This window comes from Mycobacterium sp. ACS4331 (assembly GCF_001667265.1).
Lineage (GTDB): Bacteria > Actinomycetota > Actinomycetes > Mycobacteriales > Mycobacteriaceae > Mycobacterium.
The window spans coordinates 46,139-63,993 of the sequence record NZ_LZHW01000048.1 but is presented as its reverse complement, the minus strand read 5'-3'; the positions used below and the strand labels follow the sequence as shown (position 1 = coordinate 63,993).

Genomic DNA, 17,855 nt, shown 5'->3' with positions numbered 1-17,855 from the left:
GACCGTGCGCGCATGACGACCGCGCCCGTCATACTTTGCCTCGTGTTCGGTCACGACAGCCGCGAACTGGCCGCGGTCTTCATCGGCGGGGCCCTGGGCACGTTGGCACGCGCGGGCCTGGCGAACCTGACCGCGCCCGACCCGGCGCAGTGGCCGTGGCCGACGTTCATCGTCAACATCGTCGGGGCATTCCTGCTGGGTTACTTCAGCACCCGACTGCTCGAACGACTGCCCCTGTCGAGTTACCGGCGGCCACTGCTGGGCACGGGCCTGTGCGGCGGCCTGACGACGTTCTCGACCATGCAGGTGGAGACCGTGCGGATGATCGCCCATCAGCACTACGGATTGGCCGCCGGTTACGTCGCCGCGAGCCTGATCCTGGGTCTGCTGGCCATCCACGTCGCCACCGGACTGGTGCGCCGGTCTCGGGTGCGTGCGTGACGACCGCGCTGGTGTGGCTGGGGGTGGCGGCGATCGGGGGCCTCGGTTCGGTGGCCCGCTTCGTCGTCGACCGCGCGGTCGCGCGTCGGATGGCCGCCGCGTTCCCCTACGGCACGCTGGCCGTCAACCTGACGGGCGCGGTGCTGCTGGGCTTCATCGCCGGCCTGGCGCTGAGCCACCACGCCGCCCTGCTCGCCGGAACCGCCTTCGTCGGCGCCTACACGACGTTCTCCACCTGGATGTATGAGACCCACCGGCTCGCCGAGGAGCGCCAGTACCGGCCGGCAATCGCCAACATCGTGGTCAGCGTGGTGCTCGGCGTCGCGGCGGCCTGGCTGGGCCAGTCGATCGCGAGGCTGTGGTGAGCGCCGCGCAGCCAACCGCCAAGCTCGGCGTGTACTTCGCCGAGCGGGAACGCGTCGACGCGGGATTTCTCGCCGATGCACTGCTGGACCGGTTCGCCGAACACCGCGTCGCCGACAGCATCATGTTGCGCGGGGTGGCCAGTTTCGGGCTGCACAACATCGCGCGCACCGACGAGTCACTGACCCTGTCGGAGGATCTGCCGGTGTTGATCAGCGCCGTCGACGAGGCGTCGGTGGTCGAGGCGCTCGTCGCCGGCATCGCCCCGTTGACCGGGCGTGCACTGGTGACCGTCGAACGCGCCGTGGCCGCAGGGGGCACGCAGGGGCTGGTGAGCGGACCGGTGAAACTGAACCTGTATCTGCGGCGCCAGCAACGGGTGGGCCGCACTCCCGCGTACCAGGTGGTGTGCGCGGTGTTGCACCGGCTCGGGTTCGTCAGCGCCACCGCGTTTCTCGGTGTCGACGGGATCGCGGCGGGGCAGCGCCGTCGGGGCCGGTTCTTCAGCCGCAACGCCGAGGTCCCGATGGTCGTGACGGCCGTCGGCACCCCGGCCCAGGTCGCCTTGGCGACCGCGGAACTGGCCGACGTCCTCGCCGGGACGCTGCAGACGGCCCAACCGGTGCAGGTGTGCAAGCGCGACGGGCGGGTGCTGAGCCCGCCCGCCGGCACCGGGGACTTCCAGCAGATGACGGTGTGGTCCGCGGAGGACAACCACGACGACGGGGCGCCGATCCATCGGCTTCTCGTCCGCGCCCTGCGCGAGGGCCGCCACGTCTCCGGCGCGACTGTCCTGCGCGGCCTGTGGGGGTTCCAGAACGGTCAGCCACCGCGGGGGGACACGATGGCGCGACTGTCGCGGCGCGTGCCGGTGGCCACCGTGGTCATCGACACCCCCGCGCGGGTGGCCCGCGCGTTTGAGATCGCGGACACACTGACCGCCCGGCACGGGCTGATCATCTGCGAAGATGTCGAGGTCCACGGGCCATAGGCGGGGGTAAGCCTAGCCTTGGCTAACCCCGCCGTGTAGCGTCGCACGCCATGGAAACGTCTCACCCGGAAGCCGTCACGGCCGCTCTCGAGGAGATCCTGCGCGACGACCTCAACGTCGACATGAGCCGCGTCTCGCGGGATTCCCGCCTGGTCGACGACGTCGGCATGGATTCGGTGGCGTTTGCGGTCGGCATGGTCGCGATCGAGGACAAGCTCGGGGTGGCGCTGTCTGAAGAGGACCTGCTCAGCTGCGACACGGTCGGCGACCTTGAGGCCGCCATCCTGGCCAAGGTCCCCGCCGAGAAGTGAGCGTCCTCGCGTCGGCACTGACGCAGTCCATGACCCGGTCCTCGCACAGCTTGGTGGTGCTGGACCGGGACAGCGGCGAGTGGGTCCCCCACCCGTGGCAGGAGGTGCACACCCGCGCCGAGAACGTCGCCGAGCGGATCGTCGACGGCCCGGCCGGCGACGTCGGCCTGGTGGGCGAGGTCTCCGTCGAGTTCGTCGCCGCCATCCAGGGCGCCTGGCTGGCCGGTCGCGCGGTGTCGATCCTGCCGTCCCCGATCCGCGGCGCCGACCCCGCCCAGTGGGCGGCCTCCACGCTGACCCGGTTCACCGGCATCGGCGTCGGCACCGTGCTGTCGGCCGGCGAGACCCTGGGCCTGCTGCGCGACGCCGGATCGCCGCTGCGTCTCCTCGACCTCACGGACGTCGCACACCGGCAGAGGTCCACGACGTTCCTCGCGGTGCCCAACGACACCGGTCACGCCGTGCTGCAGGGCACCGCCGGCTCCACCGGCACACCCCGCACGGCGGCACTGTCCCCGCACGCCGTGCTCAACAACGTCGGCGGACTGCTCACGCACACCGGTGTGGACCCGAGCATCGACGTCGGCCTGACCTGGCTGCCGGTCTACCACGACATGGGCCTGACGTTCCTGCTCAGTGGCGCACTCTCGGGTGCCGACATGTGGCTGGCGCCCACCTCCGCATTCTCGGCGTCTCCGTTCCGTTGGCTCACGTGGCTGTCTCAGAGCCGCGCATCACTGACCGCCGCACCGAATTTCGCCTACAACGTGATCGGCAAGTACGCCCGCCGCGTGCCTGAGGTTGACCTGTCGGCACTGCGATTCGCCATCAACGGCGGCGAACCGATCGACTGCGACGGGTTCGCGCAGTTCCTGTCCGAACTGAGCCGTTTCGGACTGGATCCGCGCGCCGCCGCACCGTCGTACGGGCTGGCGGAGGCCACCTGCGCCGTCACCGCGCCCGCACCGGGAACCGGCCTGCACTACGACGAACTCCTGGACCCGGCAACGGAATCCGTGCGCCGGCACGCCGTCCTCGGGGAACCGATCCCCGGCATGGAACTGCGCATCGCCCCCTCCGAGCAGCACTCGGCGGACGCCGGGCGTGACGTGGGTGAGGTCGAGATCCGCGGCACCTCGATGATGTCGGGGTATCTCGGCGGTGAAAGCCTGGCTCCCGGCGAATGGTTCCGAACCGGCGACATCGGCTATCTGACCGACGGCGGTCTGGTGGTCTGCGGGCGCGCCAAGGAGCTCATCACGGTGGCGGGGCGCAACATCTTCCCCACCGAGGTCGAACGCGTCGCGGCCGGCGTGCGCGGGGTGCGCGAGGGCGCCGTCGTCGCGGTCGGCACCGACGAGGGATCGACGCGTCCCGGCCTGGTGATCGTCGCGGAATTCCGCGGCCCCGATCAGGACGGCGCCCGCGGTGAACTCATCTCACGCGTGGCCTCCGAATGTGGGGTCGTGCCGGCAGATGTGGTGTTCCTCGCCCCGGGGTCGCTGCCGCGCACATCGTCGGGCAAGCTGCGCCGACTCGAGGTCAAACGCGACCTGGAAGGGGTTCGAGCATGACGGCGACCATCGGGACTTCGCTCGAGGAGTACCGCGAACTGCTCGCCGAGGTCTTCGACGACCGCGTGACGGCGTGGACCGCAGAGGCCGAGGAGACCGAACGCTTTCCTCGTAAACTCATCGAACACCTGGGCCGCTCAGGGGTTTTCACCGCCAAGTGGGGCGATTCCCAGCACCCCGACGTCGCCAAGCTCCTCGAGTTGGCCTACCGGTTGGGGCGGCTGGGCTCGGCCGGCATCGGCGTCGGTGTCAGCCTGCATGATTCGGCGATCGCGATCCTGCGCAGGTTCGGCAAGTCCGATCACCTCAAGGAGATCTGCGAGCAGGCCATCCGGGGCCAGGCCGTGCTGTGCATCGGCGCCTCCGAGGAGTCCGGTGGATCGGATCTGCAGATCTGTGAGACTGAGATCCGTTCGGCACGAGACGGTTTCGAAGTGCGCGGGATCAAGAAGTTCGTGTCCCTGTCCCCCATCGCCGATCACATCATGGTGGTGGCTCGCAGTGTCGACCACGACCCCAACAGCCGCCACGGCAGCGTGGCCCTGATCGCGGTCCCGACCGCGCAGACCGAGATCCAGACGCCCTACCGCAAGGTCGGCGCCGGACCACTGGACACCGCCGCGGTGCACATCGACACCTGGGTGCCCGCCGAGGCCCTGATCGCACGCGCCGGGACCGGCCTGGCCGCCATCTCCTGGGGTCTGGCCCACGAACGGATGTCGGTGGCCGGCCAGGTCGCCTCATCGTGCCAGCGCGTGCTGGGCATCACCCACGCCCGCATGGTCAAGCGCAGGCAGTTCGGCTCAACGCTTTTCGAGCACCAGGCGCTGCGGATGCGGATGGCTGACATGCAGGCCCGAGTCGATCTGCTGCGGCACGGGCTCAACGGGGTCGCCGCGGTGAACAAACTGGATCTGCGCACCGCGGCGGCACTCAAGGTGACGGCCGCCCGCCTGGGCGAAGAGGTCATCAACGAGTGCATGCACATCTTCGGCGGCGCGGGATACCTCGTCGACGAGACACCGCTGGGCCGCTGGTGGCGCGACATGAAGCTGGCGCGCGTGGGCGGCGGCACCGACGAGGTGCTGTGGGAACTGGTGGCCGCGGCGATGAAGCCCGACCACGACGGCTACGCCGAACTCATCGGCGACGCAGTTTCCGACTGATGCCGGCGCGGGCTTCAGTCCCGCCGCCGGTGCAGGGCGTAGAGCGCCATCCTGCGGTTGGCCATGTCGTGCTCGCCGAGGAACTCGCAGCCGGCGAATTCGCACAGGCGCCGGGCCGCCGAGTTGCGGTGGTCCGGGTCGAACATGATGCGCTGGCACTGCGGTTCGAGTTCGAACAGGCTCTTGGCCAGGCGCGGCAGCAGGAGCGGGCCGAAACCCCGGTTGACGATGCGCATGTCGGCGATGGCCGCGTGCAGACCCAGGTCATGCGGGTCGGCGTCATACCGTGGCGCGATGGAGTCCTTGGCGGCGCGGTAGACCTCGACGTAGGCCAGCGGCTCGCCCTTGAAGCTGCCGATCAGGGGGCGCGAATACTGCCCGGCCAGTTGCGCGCGCAGGTAGTCGCGCCAACGCTCCTCGGGCCAGGGGTACTCCCACGCCTCGACCAGGTGCGGTCGGTTCATCCATTCCGAGATCAGTGCGGCGTCCGCATCCGCGTCCACAACCCTGATCGCGTACGGGTCGGCCAGCACCGGCGTCGGGGGCGGCGGCACCGCGCGCACCTCGTCGGAGATGTCCGTGAGTTCGCGGGGCAGAACAGGCAGCGCGGTGGACGAAACGGAATCAGTCATCGTGACCGCTGAGCCTACCCGAGCTGTGAGGCTAGGGTTACCTTACCCTCAGCGCTTCAGTGCGCTTCGCGGCTGTCGGCCAGGACCGTCAGCAGGATCGCGGAATCCTCAAGCGCCTCAAGCGAGTGGCGGGTCCGCGGAATGACGACGAAATCGCCGGTCGAGCACTCGACGGAGTCGTCGCCGGCCACCAGGCGCACCCGGCCGCGCAGAACCTGCAGCGTGGCCTCGCCCGGGCTGTCGTGCTCGGCCAGACCCTGCCCGCCGGCCAGGGCGATCACGGTCTCCCGCAGGAAGTGATCGTGACCGCCGCGCACCGTGTGGGCCGATCGCCCGCTGCTGGCCGCACGGGCCGCCGTCAGCTGCGCCTCGACCACGTCGGTCAACGAAATCGATTCCACACCGCACCTCTTTCAGCTCACCCGCCCAGCAGCAGGATGCCGGCGGCCACCAGGGCCACGACCTTCACAATCTCCAGCGCGACATAAGCGTAGTGAACCCGCGACCTGGACTCGCCCGCATCGGGAGATCCGGCGAGAACCCTGTCGGATCTGCGGGTGAGCGCCGGACGCACCGCCGCCAACTGGATGACCAGCGCGGCGACGGCCAGCACCAGTGCCACCATCGTCGCCGTCGAGGGCCGATGCAGCACGGCACCCACCAGGACCGCTGCGGCGAGCACGACCTCGCAGGCGTTGAGCGCGCGAAACACCAGCCGGCCGATGCCCAGGCCGATCTGCAACGTCACCCCCGGTGCGCGGAACTTCAGTGGCGCCTCGACGAAGGAGATCGCCAGCACCATTCCCAGCCAGATGAAAACTGCTGCCACAGCGATTGATTCGCCCATCATGTGCCCTCCAACAGACGAGTCAACACGATCAGGTGGCTCAGATTGAGGTCTTTGGTCGCCGTCACGAGGGTTAAAGGTCCCTCGTTGGCGAGGCGACGCAGTTCGGCCAGGGCCTCGGCCGCGGGCCCGTCGGCCAGTTCGGCGCGGTAACGCGCAACGAACTCGTCGAACTTCGCCGGGTCGTGTTCGTACCAGTGCCGCAGTTCGGTCGACGGTGCCACATCCCGGAGCCAGCGCCCCACTCGTGGATCCGTTTTGGCGATGCCGCGTGGCCACAGCCGATCAACCAGGACCCGCCGGCCCTCGTCTGACTCGACGGCGTCGTAGACGCGCCTCATCTGCATCAGGTCAGTGCAGCACCCACATCCACTGGCGGGCAAGGTCACCGACCCAGGCCTCCGCCTCGATCGGATCAGCCGGCGGACTTCCCACCAGCACCAGTTCGTCCACGCCGATGTCGGCGAGCCGGCCCACGTCATTCGGCGAGGGGTGCCGCAACGAGACCGACAACCTCAGGTCACCCGGATCACGGTGGGCCGAACGGCACAGTCCCCGCAGCAGCGAGACCCGCTCGGCGACCTCCTCCAGATCGCCGAGGCTGTAGCCGTACCAGCCGTCACCCCACTCCACGACCCGGCGCAGTGCGGCGTCGCTGTTGCCGCCGAGCACCACCGGAATTCGTCCGCGCCGCGGTTTCGGGTTCACCCGGATGCCGTCGAAGTTCACGAACTCGCCGTGGAACGACGCCGGATCGTCACGCCACAGGGTGCGCATGGCTGCGGCGTACTCCTGGACCCGCTGTGCCCGCCCGTCGAACGGCACCCCGAGCGCGTCGAACTCCTCGCGGGACCACCCGACACCCACCCCGAGCGTGAAGCGTCCCCCGCACAGCCTGTCCAACGACGCGGCCTGCTTGGCCACGATGACCGGGTTGTGCTCGGCGAGCAGAAGCACGCCGGTCGCCAGTTCGATCCTGGTGGTGGCGGCCGCGGCGAAGCTCAGCGCGATGAAGGGGTCCAGCCAGTCCGCGGTTGCCGGCACGGCCATCCGGCCGTCGTACGAATAGGGGTAGCGCGACGAGGACTCGTCGACCATGGCGATGTGTTCGCCGGCCCACAGCGTGGAGAATCCGGCCCGTTCGGCCGCCGCGGCCACGGCATCGATCACCGTGCGCTCGGCGCCCGAGTCGATGCCGAGGGCATGCAGTCCTATCTCCACCCGGCCGATCATGGCAGGCAAGATCATGGGAATGAGCCTCGATCCGGTTGCGGTACTGCAACGGTGGGAGCAGTCCGGCGCGCACTGGCGGGTGCTGCATCGCGGCGCCGGTTCGGTGACGGTGGCGCTGGTCACGTGCGACGGCGGGGAAGAGGTCGACCGCCTCACCTCCGAGGACGCCGCACTGCTCGCCTACCTCGGCGAACGCGACTCTGACCTGGACTGATACCGGTCTGAGACATTTAATCGCTGGCCCTTGTCGGGCCTGCCGGTAAGATGGACGAGTCCCGCCGAAAGTCGGCGGGATGTGCGCGAGGGGCTGAACGGTTTCGACTTCGCGCATCGAATCAAGGGAAGCGTGCCGGTGCAGGCAAGAGACCACCGTAAGCGTCGTTGCAACCAATTAAGCGCCGATACCAATCAGCGCGACTACGCTCTCGCTGCCTAAGCGAAGCTAGTCCGTCAGACCGGGACCGCCCTCGACCCGGACCCTGGCGTCATCTAGAGGGATCAACCGATGAGTTCGGTCGCGGGACTCATCGGGACACCCAACAGCGACTGGGATCGTCATCTCGGCTTGTTCGCGTGACTGAGAGATCCGAGTAGAGGCACAGCGAACTGCGCACGGAGAAGCCTCGAGGGAATGCCGTAGGACCCGGGTTCGATTCCCGGCAGCTCCACAGAGAAGAAGCAGGTCAGAGAGAACATCTCTGACCTGTTTTCTTTTCGGTCCCCACGCACACCGCGGCGACCGAAAACCGGACACCGTTCGACCTGCGGTGGCACGATACGGCGATGCACACAGGCCCGAACGGCGGTTTCCGGATTGCGATGGCGACGCGGTGATCCACGGACAAGGACGCCTCGGCGGGAAATCCGCGGTGATCACCGGTGCGGCCTTCGGCATCGGTCGGGCGACCGCTGAGCGCTTCGCGCGTGAGGGCGCACGGCTGACCCTGACCGACATTCAGGGTGATCCGCTGTTGGCCCTGGCCGCCGAACTGCGGCAGGCCGACGCGGAGGTCGAGACGGTCATCGGCGACGTCGCGGTCGAGCAGGACGCGCGGCGGATGATCGGGGCGGCGACCGACCGCTTCGGCCGGCTCGACGTGCTGGTCGCCAACGCCGGCATCATCCCGCTCGGCGATGCGACGGAGATGACCCCCGACGGCTGGGATGAGGTGATGGCCGTCGACGGGCGCGGCATGTTCCTCACGTGCAAGTTCGCGATCGAGGCGATGCTGCCGACCGGCGGTGGCGCCATCGTCTGCCTCTCCTCGATCTCCGGGGTGGCCGGCCAGAAACGGCAGGCGGCTTACGGCCCCGCCAAGTTCATCGCCACCGGCTTGACCAAACATCTGGCGGTCGAGTGGTCCGATCACGGGATCAGAGTCAACGCCGTTGCCCCAGGAACGATTCAAACCGAGCGGGTCAATCAGATGCGGGATGAGCCGGGTGGCTCGGAATATTTGGCGACGGTCGAGCGGATGCATCCGATGGGCCGTCTCGGCGAGCCGGCCGAAGTCGCCAGCGCCATCGCCTTCCTTGCCTCTGACGACGCCTCTTTCATCACCGGCGCGGTGCTGCCTGTCGACGGCGGATACCTCGCGCAGTAGCCGGCGCGAGGCAGAGGTCACCGCGTCGGCGTGGTGACCGCCGGTGAGGAAGGCGAGACACGGCCCAGATACTCCGTGACCGGGACCGGCGCCGTCTCCGAATAGCCCACGGGCAGCAGCACATCGCCGACGACGGTGACGTAGTAGACCTCCCACCGGTGATAGGCGCGAAACGCCGCCGGGTCCGAGTCCATCACCGCGGCGTAGTCGTTGACCGCCCGCACATATCTGTCGGAGTTGTTGTAGCGGAACAGCGCTTGGTCGCGATCGGCCGCAAAGCCCTGTGCGGAGAGAAAACGGGCCGCCGCCATGATGCTGTCGCGAGGCGCGTGGATGTCGCCACCGGCACCGTATTCGGCCCAGGTGGCGGGCATGAACTGCATGGGCCCCTGAGCACCGGCGGTGCTCGTGCCCTCGATCCGGCCGAAGCCGGTCTCGATCATGTTGATCGCCGCCAGGTGCGCCCAGGGCACACCGGTGGCCGCCTCCGCCTCGCGGAAGTGCCCCAGCAGTTCCTCGGCCGGCGCCGGTGCGACGATGCGCCATGCCGGAACCGTGTCGCGGACGCCGGAGCTCTCCCCCAACGCGGTGAGGTTGCGCCGCGCGTCGATGTTGCGGTCGTAGCTCTCCAACAGTGCCGGCGGCACACGACGCCGCACGATCGGCTCCCAGTCCCGACGGCGTCCGAGCACGCGATAGGCCGCCTGCTGCCGCGCAGCCGCGGCGGCAAGTGCGGCCTCTGTCGACGACGGATCGCGCAGGGCCTGCTCATCGTCGAAGAGGTCATCGGCGAGCTGCACGGGATCCTTGGCCAATGCCCCGCGCGGGACCTCCGGCCGCGACGATGGGGCGCCGGCCGTGGTCACCGTCGTCGTGGTCGCCGTGGTCGGCGCCGGATTCTCGGCGTCCGAGCACCCGCTCAGCGTCAGCACCACAGCGACAAGAAACGCAGAACGAGTCCCGCCGGAAGACGCATTGGTCATGGTCCGCACACCTTCGATCGACCGTCGACGCCCAGTCTCGCCGAAACCCGCGTGGATGGCCTGTGATCGGCTCTGACTCTCAGATCACCGACCCCCGGCCGCGGCATGGGGTGACGGCGCCTGCCGCGCCGTGCTTCATGACCTCGAACAGAACTCACGCTTCTCCGGATCGTTATCGACCGGTTGCAGTATTGACGCACGCGAAACATAGTTGCGGCCCACCTGATGCTTGTAGCGTCCGTTGTCTCAGCTCGATCCCCGAACCCGGGCCAACCGCGAGACATCAAGGGAGAACTGACAAGTGAAGAAACCCACCGCATCCTCACTCGGTGTCGCCGCAATCACCCCGCTTCTTCTCTTCGCGCTGCCGATGCCGGAAGCGCAAGCGCACGGCTACATCTCGTCGCCCGGCAGCCGTCAGGCGCAGTGCGCGTCCGGCGTCGTCCAGTGCGGTGCCATCAGATACGAACCGCAGAGCGTGGAAGGCCCCCAGGGCCTGCGCAGCTGCCACGCCAACCTGTCGCAGTTCGCCGAACTCAATGACGACAGCAAGCCGTGGAAGGTGACGCCCGTGGGCAATTCCGCGACCTTCACCTGGACGAACACCGCGCGCCACCGAACGGCGAACTGGGAGTATTACATCGGCAACACCAGGGTGGGCTATGTCAATGGCAACAATGCGCAACCCGGTGCGACGGTGACCCACACTGTGGATCTCGACGGTTTCAGTGGCCGCCAGAAGCTCTTGGGGATCTGGAACATCGGCGACACCTCCAACGCGTTCTATTCGTGTGTCGACCTCGAAATCGGCGGCGGCACAACACCAACGACCACAACAACACCCACCACGACGACAGCACCGACCACCACGACGGCACCCACCACCACGACGGCACCCACCACCACGACAACAGCGCCCGCCACCACGACGACCAAACCGTCGACCACCACGCAGGCGCCGACCACGACCAAACCGCCGTCGGGCACGTCATGGACCGTCGGCGCGAAATATGCGGTGGGCGACACGGTCACCTACAACGGCAGGTCCTACCGGTGCCGGCAGGCGCACACCGTCTACGATCCGAACTGGATGCCGCCGGCCACACCCGCACTCTGGCAGCCCATCTGAGCGCAGCCGGGTCGCCCGCCCCCGCGAATCCTCCGATCCGCTGCGCCCAGCCGGGTCACACCCTAGATTGACAGCGCTGGGAGAGGCCCGGCACGAGAGGCGGGCAGTGATTCCAGAGATGAAGCGGGCGATGCGAATGGCCGGCATGCGCCCACTGCCGCGCTGGCCGGGTGGTGCGCGCATCGACCTGCGCGGCAAGCGGATTCTGCTGACCGGCGCGTCATCGGGGATCGGCGCGGTGGCCGCGGGCGGGCTCGCCGCACAGGGCGCATCGGTCATCCTCGTCGCACGCAGAGCCGATCTGTTGACGCAGATCGCCGATCAGATCACCGCCGTCGGCGGCCACGCACTGGCTGTGCCCGCCGATCTCGCCGACCTCGACGCGGTCGACGAAGTGGCGAAATCAGTCGGCCCGGTGGACATCCTGATCAACAACGCCGCGCGGTCGATCCGCAGGCCGCTGGCTGAATCGCTGGAGCGCTGGCATGACATCGAACGCGTCATGCAACTCAACTACTACGCCCCGCTGCGTCTGATCCGTGGGCTGGCACCGGGGATGATCGAACGCGGCGACGGGCACATCATCAACGTCGCGACCTGGCGGGTGCTTCCGGAGTCGTCGCCGATGTTCGCCGCCTACAACGCATCCAAGGCGGCGCTGAGTGCCGTCAGCCGAGTCATCAGCACCGAATGGGGCTGCCAGGGCGTGGCTTCCACCACCATCTACTACCCGCTGGTGTCCACTCCGATGATCGCCCCGACCCGCGCCTACGACGGCATTGCCGCCCTCTCGGCCGACGAGGCCGCACGGTGGATGGTCCACGCCGCCCGCACCCGCCCGGTGCGCATCGCACCCCGCAAGGCGGTCGCGCTGCGCGCCCTCGACGTCATCTCTCCTCGCGCACTCAACGGCGTCCTCGAACGCGAGACCCGACTGATGAACCGTCGCAGCCCCAGGGCCGGCCACGCGCCCCATGACTGAGCCACGGCCCACCGGCCACCGGCCCGAGAACCTGCCCCTGGCAGCGGTTCTCACCACCGTCGCGTTCTTCTGCGTCGCACTCGTGGGCACGCTGGCGAAGGTCTGCGGGCAGTACACCTCGACCGGGGTGCTGCTGCTGTTCCAGAATCTGATCTGTTTGGTCTTCGTTCTTCCGGTCGCGCTGCGGGGCGGATGGGCCGTTCTGCGGACCGAGCGGATCGCACTGCACATCCTCCGAGCGGCCACCGGCACCGCATGCTGGTATGCCTTGTTCTTCGCCATCACGCAGATCCCGCTGGCCAACGCCACTCTGCTGACCTACAGCGCTCCGCTGTGGATGCCGGCCGTCGCGTGGATGGCCACCCGGACACGCTCGGCGGGCGTGACCTGGCTGGGCGCGGGAATCGGGTTCGTCGGGGTGCTGCTGGTGCTTCAGCCGCAGGGAAAGTCTTTCAACACCGGCGAACTGGCGGCATTGGCGGGCGCGGTGCTGTTGGCCGTCGCGATGATGTCGGTCCGCTGGCTGGGTGCCACCGAGCCCACGGGCCGAATCCTGTTCTACTACTTCCTGCTCTCCACGCTGTTCTCCGTGCCCATCGCGGTGTTGGACTGGCAGCCGTTCCCCGGCCGGGCCTGGCCGGCGCTGATCGGTCTGGGGGTGGCTCAGCTGCTCTCGCAGCTTCTCATCGTGATCGCCTACCGCTACGCGTCAGCGGAGAAGGTGGGCCCGTTCATCTATTCGGTCATCGTGTTCACCGCGATCATCGACTGGCTCGTCTGGGACCACCGACCGACCCTGCTGACGTATGTGGGCATGGCCCTGGTCATCGGCGGCGGCCTGGTCGCGGTGCGAGCCCGCGTCTCGCCGACCTAATCCTGGACCGCCTTGGCGATCGCGACACATCGCGTCACCGCTGCGTCGTCTGCCCCAGCGCCCCTGGTCAGTTCGCGAGTCGCCTGATGAACGACACGCACGATCACCCATGCCCGCGCACGGTCCTCGTCGAAATCCGCGGCGTCGACCAGCGCCCAGAACCGCGCCCGGACCCCGTCTCGGACATGGCCGGCGAGATCATCCCAGCGGTGCCAGAGCATGGGCGCGATCTCGGAGTGCGGGTCACCGTTGACCGGCCGCGGCGAGATGCACAGCCACGGTTCGCGATCGGCGGCCAGCACCGCGCCGTAGTGCAGGTCTCCGTGCAGAGTGCGCTCGGAATCGCTACGCTCCCCTGCCAATTCACGCCCCGTCGCGCTGGCCTGCTCGACGAGACGATGCGGTATCGGCGCGCTGCGGGGCAGCGCCTCGAAATCCTGCACCCAGTTCTGCACCAGAGACGCCAGCGAACCCAACTGGGGCAGCGGCGGCACGTGCAGGCGTCGGTACAGATCGGCGATCACGACGCAGGCTTGCGCGTCGGACACCGCGAGCAGGCTGCGGGCGTGCAGGCGTTCGATGAGCAGCGCACGGCGGTGTGGGTCGGCCCGCAGAAGACGGACCGCGCCGTCACCGGCCCACCGGCGGAGCACAAGGTGCTCCTGGGTGTCCGCCGCACCGGGGTGTCCCACCTTGAGCACGGCCGGCAGCGAGGCCGACGTGCGCACCGGCAGGAGGACCGACCGGGACCCCCGGATCACCGGGCCGTCGGGGCGCAGTTGCCACTCCTCGACGATTCTGTCCACCACCGCACCGATCGCGTCACCCACGCGTTTCACCGTAGGGCGCCGCGGGTACAGGCCCAGCACGCTGCGACACGATCAGCGCTCCCCATGACAGGAAGGCGACCCCCCATGATCCCCTTCATCTGCCCCACCTGCGGTCAGTTCGACCTGGATTCCCCCGCGTGTGCGTCCTGCACCGCCGACGACGGAGCGCGCACGGCCGAGCTCCGGTAGTCCCCGGCCCCCGGCGTTCACGCCACCTGTGAGTTCGCTGTCAATCACCGTCGTCTGCCGTCGAATGCCCGGCGAAAACTTTGATGGGCTACGTATATTTCGGCGATGAGCACGACGCGTGCCGCGCACGGGCGGATCGCCCACGTCATCCGCCTGGCCGCGGTGCCGATCCTGCTCGGCTGGTTGGCGCTGACAGTGCTGTCCAACGTGCTGGTCCCGCCACTGGAGAAGGTCGGCGAGGAGCACACCGTCGGGCTCAGCGCCCACGACGCCCCGGCGATGATCGCCATGAAACGCGTGGGCAGCGTCTTCAAGGAGTTCGACTCCGACTCCAGCGCCATGGTGGTGTTGGAGAGCGTCGGACCGCTGGGTGACGAGGCCCATCACTACTACGACCGCCTGGTCGACAAGCTCGAAGCCGACACCGCCCACGTCCAGCACGTCGCCGACTTCTGGGGCGACCCGCTCACCGCATCGGGCGTGCAGAGCAATGACGGCAGGTCCGCGTACGTCCAGCTGTACCTTCAGGGCAACCAGGGTGAGACCCGGGCCAACGACTCCGTCGCTGCGGTGCGGGAGATCGTCGCGCAGACTCCCCCACCCGCTGGCCTGACGGTCTATGTGACCGGCGGCGCACCGCTGATCTCAGACCAGCACCATGCCGGCGACAAGAGCGTCGCCAGGGTCACCATGATCACCATCGGAGTGATCGCGGCGATGCTGCTGGTGGTGTACCGATCGGTGGCCACCATGCTCCTGGTGCTGCTCATGGTGTTCCTCGAACTCGGCGCCGCGCGCGGTGTGGTCGCCTTCCTCGCACACTACGACCTCATCGGCCTGTCCACCTTCGCCGTCAATCTGCTCACGCTGATGGTGATCGCGGCGGGCACCGACTACGCGATCTTCGCGATCGGCCGTTACCAGGAGGCGCGAGGCGACGGCGACGACCGAGAGACCGCGTACTACACCATGTTCGGCGGTACCGCCCATGTCGTTCTGGGTTCCGGCCTGACCATCGCCGGTGCCATGCTGTGTCTGAGCTTCACCCGCCTGCCCTACTTCCAGACGATGGGCGTGCCGTGTGCCATCGGCACCTTCGTGGCCGTCGTCGCGGCACTGACGCTGGGTCCCGCGATCATCGTGATCGGCAGCAGATTCGGCCGGTTCGAACCACGGCGGGCCATCCGATCACGCGGCTGGCGCAGGATCGGCATCGCGGTGGTGCGTTGGCCCGCCCCCATTCTGGCTGCGACGCTGGCCCTGGCGCTCATCGGCCTGCTCACGCTGCCCGGCTACAAGACCAACTACGACGCGCGCCGCTATCTGCCGTCCGACCTGCCCGCAAACGTCGGATATGCCGCAGCAGAGCGGCATTTCAGCGCCGCCCGGATGAATCCCGAACTGCTGATGGTCGAGACCGATCACGACCTGCGCAATTCGGCGGACTTCCTGGTGATCGACAAGATCGCCAAGTCGATCGTCGCAGTCCCCGGCATCGCCCGCGTGCAGACGATCACCCGTCCCGAGGGCAAGCCCATCAAGCACACCTCCATTCCGTTCCTGCTCAGTCGCCAGGGCACCTCCAACACGATGAATGAGAAGTACCAGCAGGACCGCATGGCCGACATGCTGGTGCAGACCGACGAGATGCAGACCACCATCGACGCGATGGAGAAGATGTCCAGCATCACCGCGCAGATGGCCGAGACCACCCACGACATGGTGGTCAAGACCAAGGACATGACCATCGACGTGGCCGAGTTACGCGATCACATCGCCGATTTCGACGACTTCCTGAGACCGATCCGCAATTACCTCTACTGGGAGCCGCACTGCTACGACATCCCGGTCTGCTGGTCCATGCGGTCGATATTCGACACCCTCGACGGCATCGACACCATGACCGACGACATCCAGACGCTGGTCCCAGACCTCGAACGACTCGATTCGCTGATGCCACAACTGGTCACACTGCTGCCCGAGCAGATCGCGACCATGAAGAACATGAAGACCTACATGCTGACGATGTATCAGACGCAGAAGGGTCTGCAGGATCAGATGGCCGCGGGACAGGAGAACTCGACGGCCATGGGTCGCGCGTTCGACGACGCCCGCAACGACGACACCTTCTACCTGCCCCCGGAGGCCTTCGACAACAAGGACTTCAAGCGTGGCATGAAGAACTTCATCTCCCCCGACGGCAAGTCGGTGCGGTTCATCATCAGTCACGAGGGTGACCCCGCGACCCCCGAGGGCATCGCGCATGTCGCCCCGATCAAACTCGCCGCCAAGGAGGCGCTCAAGGGCACACCGTTGGAGGGCGCCAAGATCCACCTGGCCGGGACGGCGGCCACCTATCAGGACATGCACGACGGCTCCCTCTACGACCTGATGATCGCCGGAATCGCCGCGGTGGCACTCATCTTCATCATCATGCTGCTCATCACCCGCAGCCTGGTGGCGGCAGCGGTGATCGTCGGCACGGTGGTGCTGTCCCTGGGCGCATCGTTCGGTCTGTCGATCCTGTTGTGGCAGCACCTGATCGGCCTCGAACTGCACTGGATGGTGCTGCCGATGTCGGTCATCCTGCTCCTGGCGGTCGGCTCGGACTACAACCTGCTGCTGGTGTCGCGATTCAAGGAGGAGCTGCCGGGAGGCCTCAAGACCGGGATCATCCGCGCGATGGCCGGCACCGGTTCGGTGGTCACGTCGGCGGGCCTGGTGTTCGCCTTCACGATGGCGTCCTTCGCATTCAGCGACCTGCGGGTGATGGCTCAGGTCGGCACCACCATCGCCCTCGGCCTGCTGTTCGACACGCTGGTGGTCCGGTCGTTCATGACCCCGGCCATCGCCTCACTGCTCGGACGGTGGTTCTGGTGGCCGCAGATCATCCGGTCCGAGGCGTCCACGCGCAGGCTGGCCGAGATCGGCGTGGCGCGGTGAGCGCACCGAAGTCCAGTTGACGCTGTTCAGGCTCCGCGGAGGCAGTGGGAAATGAAATAATGTCCTCATGCCCGACACGTCATCAGCTTCGGCCGCCGAGGGTGACTGGGCGGCCCGGGCAGCCGGGGACCTGAGCGTCGGCAGCTTCCGATTCTGGTTCCTCAGCCAGCGCTGGGAATGGTCCGATGAGGTGGCGCGCATGCACGGCTACGAGCCGGGCACGGTGACCCCCACCACCGAACTGCTGCTGTCGCACAAGCATCCGGAGGACCGGCAGCACGTCCAGGAGCTTCTCGACGAGGCGCTGCATTCGGGTGGGTCGTTCTCCAGCCGACACAGGTTCATCGACACCTCCGGGCGTGAACACGCGGTCCTCGTGCTCGGCGACCGAATGGTCGACGACCGCGGCGCAGTGGTGGGCACCGAGGGCTACTACATCGACCTGACCTCGACCGTCGACCAGGTCCGCCGTCACGCGCTCGAGACGCTGCCGGACATGTTCAGGTCCCGCGCGGCCATCGAACAGGCCAAAGGCATGCTGATGCTGGTGTACCGGATCGGCGCTGACCAGGCCTTTGAACTGCTGCAGTGGCGGTCACAGCACACCAACACCAAGCTCCGGACGTTGGCGTCCAACGTGGTCGCGGCGGCGAGCGCCGAGGACCTCGGGTCGGACGCGCTGCGCCGCCGTTTCGACCACCTGCTGCTCACCGCACACATCCGGTCCGGTGAATGACAAATTCGGGTACATACTGATCGCAAT

General features: G+C 67.9%; 20 protein-coding genes and 1 other RNA gene. 14 read left to right on the top strand and 7 right to left on the bottom strand.

What is annotated here, in order from left to right; all coding sequences use genetic code 11:
- Window positions 1-42: 42 nt before the first annotated feature.
- From crcB (A5727_RS11835) to mbtN, 6 genes are read left to right on the top strand one after another with little or no spacing between them, the layout of a single operon-like run.
- Entirely contained in the window at window positions 43-441 is a 399-nt protein-coding gene (crcB, locus tag A5727_RS11835) for a fluoride efflux transporter CrcB (RefSeq protein WP_157521341.1), read from the top strand.
- Complete coding sequence (gene crcB, locus A5727_RS11830; protein WP_068249191.1) at window positions 438-806, top strand: fluoride efflux transporter CrcB; 369 nt, start codon at window positions 438-440, stop codon at window positions 804-806. The genes crcB (A5727_RS11835) and crcB (A5727_RS11830) overlap by 4 nt, the downstream gene beginning before the upstream one ends.
- On the top strand, window positions 803-1,795 hold the full coding sequence (locus A5727_RS11825) for a DUF190 domain-containing protein (RefSeq protein ID WP_068249269.1): 993 nt from the start codon (window positions 803-805) through the stop codon (window positions 1,793-1,795). The genes crcB (A5727_RS11830) and A5727_RS11825 overlap by 4 nt, the downstream gene beginning before the upstream one ends.
- A 50-nt stretch (window positions 1,796-1,845) precedes the next feature.
- Window positions 1,846-2,106, top strand: a complete 261-nt coding sequence (gene mbtL, locus A5727_RS11820; RefSeq protein WP_068249190.1) for a mycobactin biosynthesis acyl carrier protein MbtL — start codon at window positions 1,846-1,848, stop codon at window positions 2,104-2,106.
- Window positions 2,103-3,680, top strand: coding sequence for a long-chain-fatty acid--ACP ligase MbtM (mbtM, locus tag A5727_RS11815; RefSeq protein WP_068249189.1), 1,578 nt, complete (start codon window positions 2,103-2,105; stop codon window positions 3,678-3,680). Before mbtL ends, mbtM begins: the two co-directional genes overlap by 4 nt.
- Complete coding sequence (gene mbtN, locus A5727_RS11810) at window positions 3,677-4,846, top strand: mycobactin biosynthesis acyl-ACP dehydrogenase MbtN (protein ID WP_068249188.1); 1,170 nt, start codon at window positions 3,677-3,679, stop codon at window positions 4,844-4,846. Before mbtM ends, mbtN begins: the two co-directional genes overlap by 4 nt.
- Before the next feature lie 14 nt (window positions 4,847-4,860).
- Here mbtN and A5727_RS11805 read toward each other — a convergent pair whose 3' ends face one another.
- Genes A5727_RS11805 through A5727_RS11785 form a run of 5 tightly spaced genes read right to left on the bottom strand, consistent with a single transcriptional unit; the run spans window position 4,861 to window position 7,546 of the window.
- Window positions 4,861-5,478, bottom strand: a complete 618-nt coding sequence (locus tag A5727_RS11805; protein ID WP_068249187.1) for a GNAT family N-acetyltransferase — start codon at window positions 5,476-5,478, stop codon at window positions 4,861-4,863.
- A 56-nt stretch (window positions 5,479-5,534) separates the two neighbouring features.
- Window positions 5,535-5,879, bottom strand: coding sequence for a cupin domain-containing protein (locus A5727_RS11800; RefSeq protein WP_068249186.1), 345 nt, complete (start codon window positions 5,877-5,879; stop codon window positions 5,535-5,537).
- 17 nt (window positions 5,880-5,896) lie between these two features.
- Entirely contained in the window at window positions 5,897-6,328 is a 432-nt protein-coding gene (locus A5727_RS11795; protein WP_068249185.1) for a hypothetical protein, read from the bottom strand.
- Window positions 6,325-6,672, bottom strand: coding sequence for a DUF488 domain-containing protein (locus A5727_RS11790; RefSeq protein ID WP_068249184.1), 348 nt, complete (start codon window positions 6,670-6,672; stop codon window positions 6,325-6,327). The genes A5727_RS11795 and A5727_RS11790 overlap by 4 nt, the downstream gene beginning before the upstream one ends.
- A gap of 4 nt (window positions 6,673-6,676) precedes the next feature.
- On the bottom strand, window positions 6,677-7,546 hold the full coding sequence (locus A5727_RS11785; RefSeq protein WP_068249265.1) for an LLM class F420-dependent oxidoreductase: 870 nt from the start codon (window positions 7,544-7,546) through the stop codon (window positions 6,677-6,679).
- A 10-nt stretch (window positions 7,547-7,556) separates the two neighbouring features.
- Here A5727_RS11785 and A5727_RS11780 point away from each other — a divergent pair, with 10 nt between their 5' ends.
- From A5727_RS11780 to A5727_RS11770, 3 genes are all read left to right on the top strand, one after another.
- A complete protein-coding gene (locus tag A5727_RS11780) occupies window positions 7,557-7,772 on the top strand; it encodes a hypothetical protein (protein ID WP_502687675.1) in 216 nt (71 codons plus the stop codon).
- An 89-nt stretch (window positions 7,773-7,861) separates the two neighbouring features.
- Window positions 7,862-8,229, top strand: a transfer-messenger RNA (tmRNA) gene (ssrA, locus tag A5727_RS11775).
- A 159-nt stretch (window positions 8,230-8,388) separates the two neighbouring features.
- Window positions 8,389-9,162, top strand: a complete 774-nt coding sequence (locus A5727_RS11770) for an SDR family NAD(P)-dependent oxidoreductase (RefSeq protein WP_068249263.1) — start codon at window positions 8,389-8,391, stop codon at window positions 9,160-9,162.
- A gap of 17 nt (window positions 9,163-9,179) precedes the next feature.
- Here the strand turns inward: A5727_RS11770 and A5727_RS11765 are convergent, their stop codons facing one another.
- A complete protein-coding gene (locus A5727_RS11765; protein ID WP_068249261.1) occupies window positions 9,180-10,145 on the bottom strand; it encodes a lytic transglycosylase domain-containing protein in 966 nt (321 codons plus the stop codon).
- 301 nt (window positions 10,146-10,446) lie between these two features.
- Between A5727_RS11765 and A5727_RS11760 the strand changes: the two genes are divergently transcribed.
- The 3 genes from A5727_RS11760 (at window position 10,447) to A5727_RS11750 (ending at window position 13,130) form a co-directional block, all read left to right on the top strand.
- Window positions 10,447-11,274, top strand: a complete 828-nt coding sequence (locus A5727_RS11760; protein WP_068249183.1) for a lytic polysaccharide monooxygenase — start codon at window positions 10,447-10,449, stop codon at window positions 11,272-11,274.
- A gap of 118 nt (window positions 11,275-11,392) precedes the next feature.
- Window positions 11,393-12,256 (top strand): SDR family oxidoreductase, encoded by an 864-nt coding sequence (locus A5727_RS11755; protein ID WP_082949751.1) that lies wholly within the window; start codon window positions 11,393-11,395, stop codon window positions 12,254-12,256.
- Window positions 12,249-13,130, top strand: a complete 882-nt coding sequence (locus A5727_RS11750) for a DMT family transporter (RefSeq protein ID WP_068249182.1) — start codon at window positions 12,249-12,251, stop codon at window positions 13,128-13,130. The genes A5727_RS11755 and A5727_RS11750 overlap by 8 nt, the downstream gene beginning before the upstream one ends.
- Here A5727_RS11750 and A5727_RS11745 read toward each other — a convergent pair.
- Complete coding sequence (locus A5727_RS11745) at window positions 13,127-13,960, bottom strand: aminoglycoside phosphotransferase family protein (RefSeq protein WP_231992047.1); 834 nt, start codon at window positions 13,958-13,960, stop codon at window positions 13,127-13,129. The two genes, A5727_RS11750 and A5727_RS11745, sit on opposite strands and share 4 nt — an antisense overlap.
- A gap of 294 nt (window positions 13,961-14,254) precedes the next feature.
- On the opposite strand from A5727_RS11745, the gene A5727_RS11740 reads away from it, so the two are divergent.
- Together A5727_RS11740 and A5727_RS11735 are read left to right on the top strand one after the other, a co-directional pair.
- Complete coding sequence (locus tag A5727_RS11740; protein WP_068249181.1) at window positions 14,255-17,092, top strand: MMPL/RND family transporter; 2,838 nt, start codon at window positions 14,255-14,257, stop codon at window positions 17,090-17,092.
- A 67-nt stretch (window positions 17,093-17,159) separates the two neighbouring features.
- Window positions 17,160-17,828, top strand: coding sequence for a PAS and ANTAR domain-containing protein (locus tag A5727_RS11735; protein WP_068249180.1), 669 nt, complete (start codon window positions 17,160-17,162; stop codon window positions 17,826-17,828).
- The last annotated feature ends 27 nt before the right edge of the window (window positions 17,829-17,855 follow it).

What these genes read in the sequence shown, in the direction of transcription:
- mbtL (WP_068249190.1), top strand. Translation starts at nt 1,846, where the DNA reads ATGGAAACGTCTCACCCGGAAGCCGTCACGGCCGCTCTCGAGGAGATC.
- mbtN (WP_068249188.1), top strand. Translation starts at nt 3,677, where the DNA reads ATGACGGCGACCATCGGGACTTCGCTCGAGGAGTACCGCGAACTGCTC.
- A5727_RS11805 (WP_068249187.1), bottom strand. Translation starts at nt 5,478, where the DNA reads ATGACTGATTCCGTTTCGTCCACCGCGCTGCCTGTTCTGCCCCGCGAA.
- A5727_RS11795 (WP_068249185.1), bottom strand. Translation starts at nt 6,328, where the DNA reads ATGATGGGCGAATCAATCGCTGTGGCAGCAGTTTTCATCTGGCTGGGA.
- A5727_RS11790 (WP_068249184.1), bottom strand. Translation starts at nt 6,672, where the DNA reads ATGCAGATGAGGCGCGTCTACGACGCCGTCGAGTCAGACGAGGGCCGG.
- A5727_RS11780 (WP_502687675.1), top strand. Translation starts at nt 7,557, where the DNA reads ATGGCAGGCAAGATCATGGGAATGAGCCTCGATCCGGTTGCGGTACTG.
- A5727_RS11765 (WP_068249261.1), bottom strand. Translation starts at nt 10,145, where the DNA reads ATGACCAATGCGTCTTCCGGCGGGACTCGTTCTGCGTTTCTTGTCGCT.
- A5727_RS11755 (WP_082949751.1), top strand. Translation starts at nt 11,393, where the DNA reads ATGAAGCGGGCGATGCGAATGGCCGGCATGCGCCCACTGCCGCGCTGG.
- A5727_RS11750 (WP_068249182.1), top strand. Translation starts at nt 12,249, where the DNA reads ATGACTGAGCCACGGCCCACCGGCCACCGGCCCGAGAACCTGCCCCTG.
- A5727_RS11740 (WP_068249181.1), top strand. Translation starts at nt 14,255, where the DNA reads ATGAGCACGACGCGTGCCGCGCACGGGCGGATCGCCCACGTCATCCGC.
- A5727_RS11735 (WP_068249180.1), top strand. Translation starts at nt 17,160, where the DNA reads ATGCCCGACACGTCATCAGCTTCGGCCGCCGAGGGTGACTGGGCGGCC.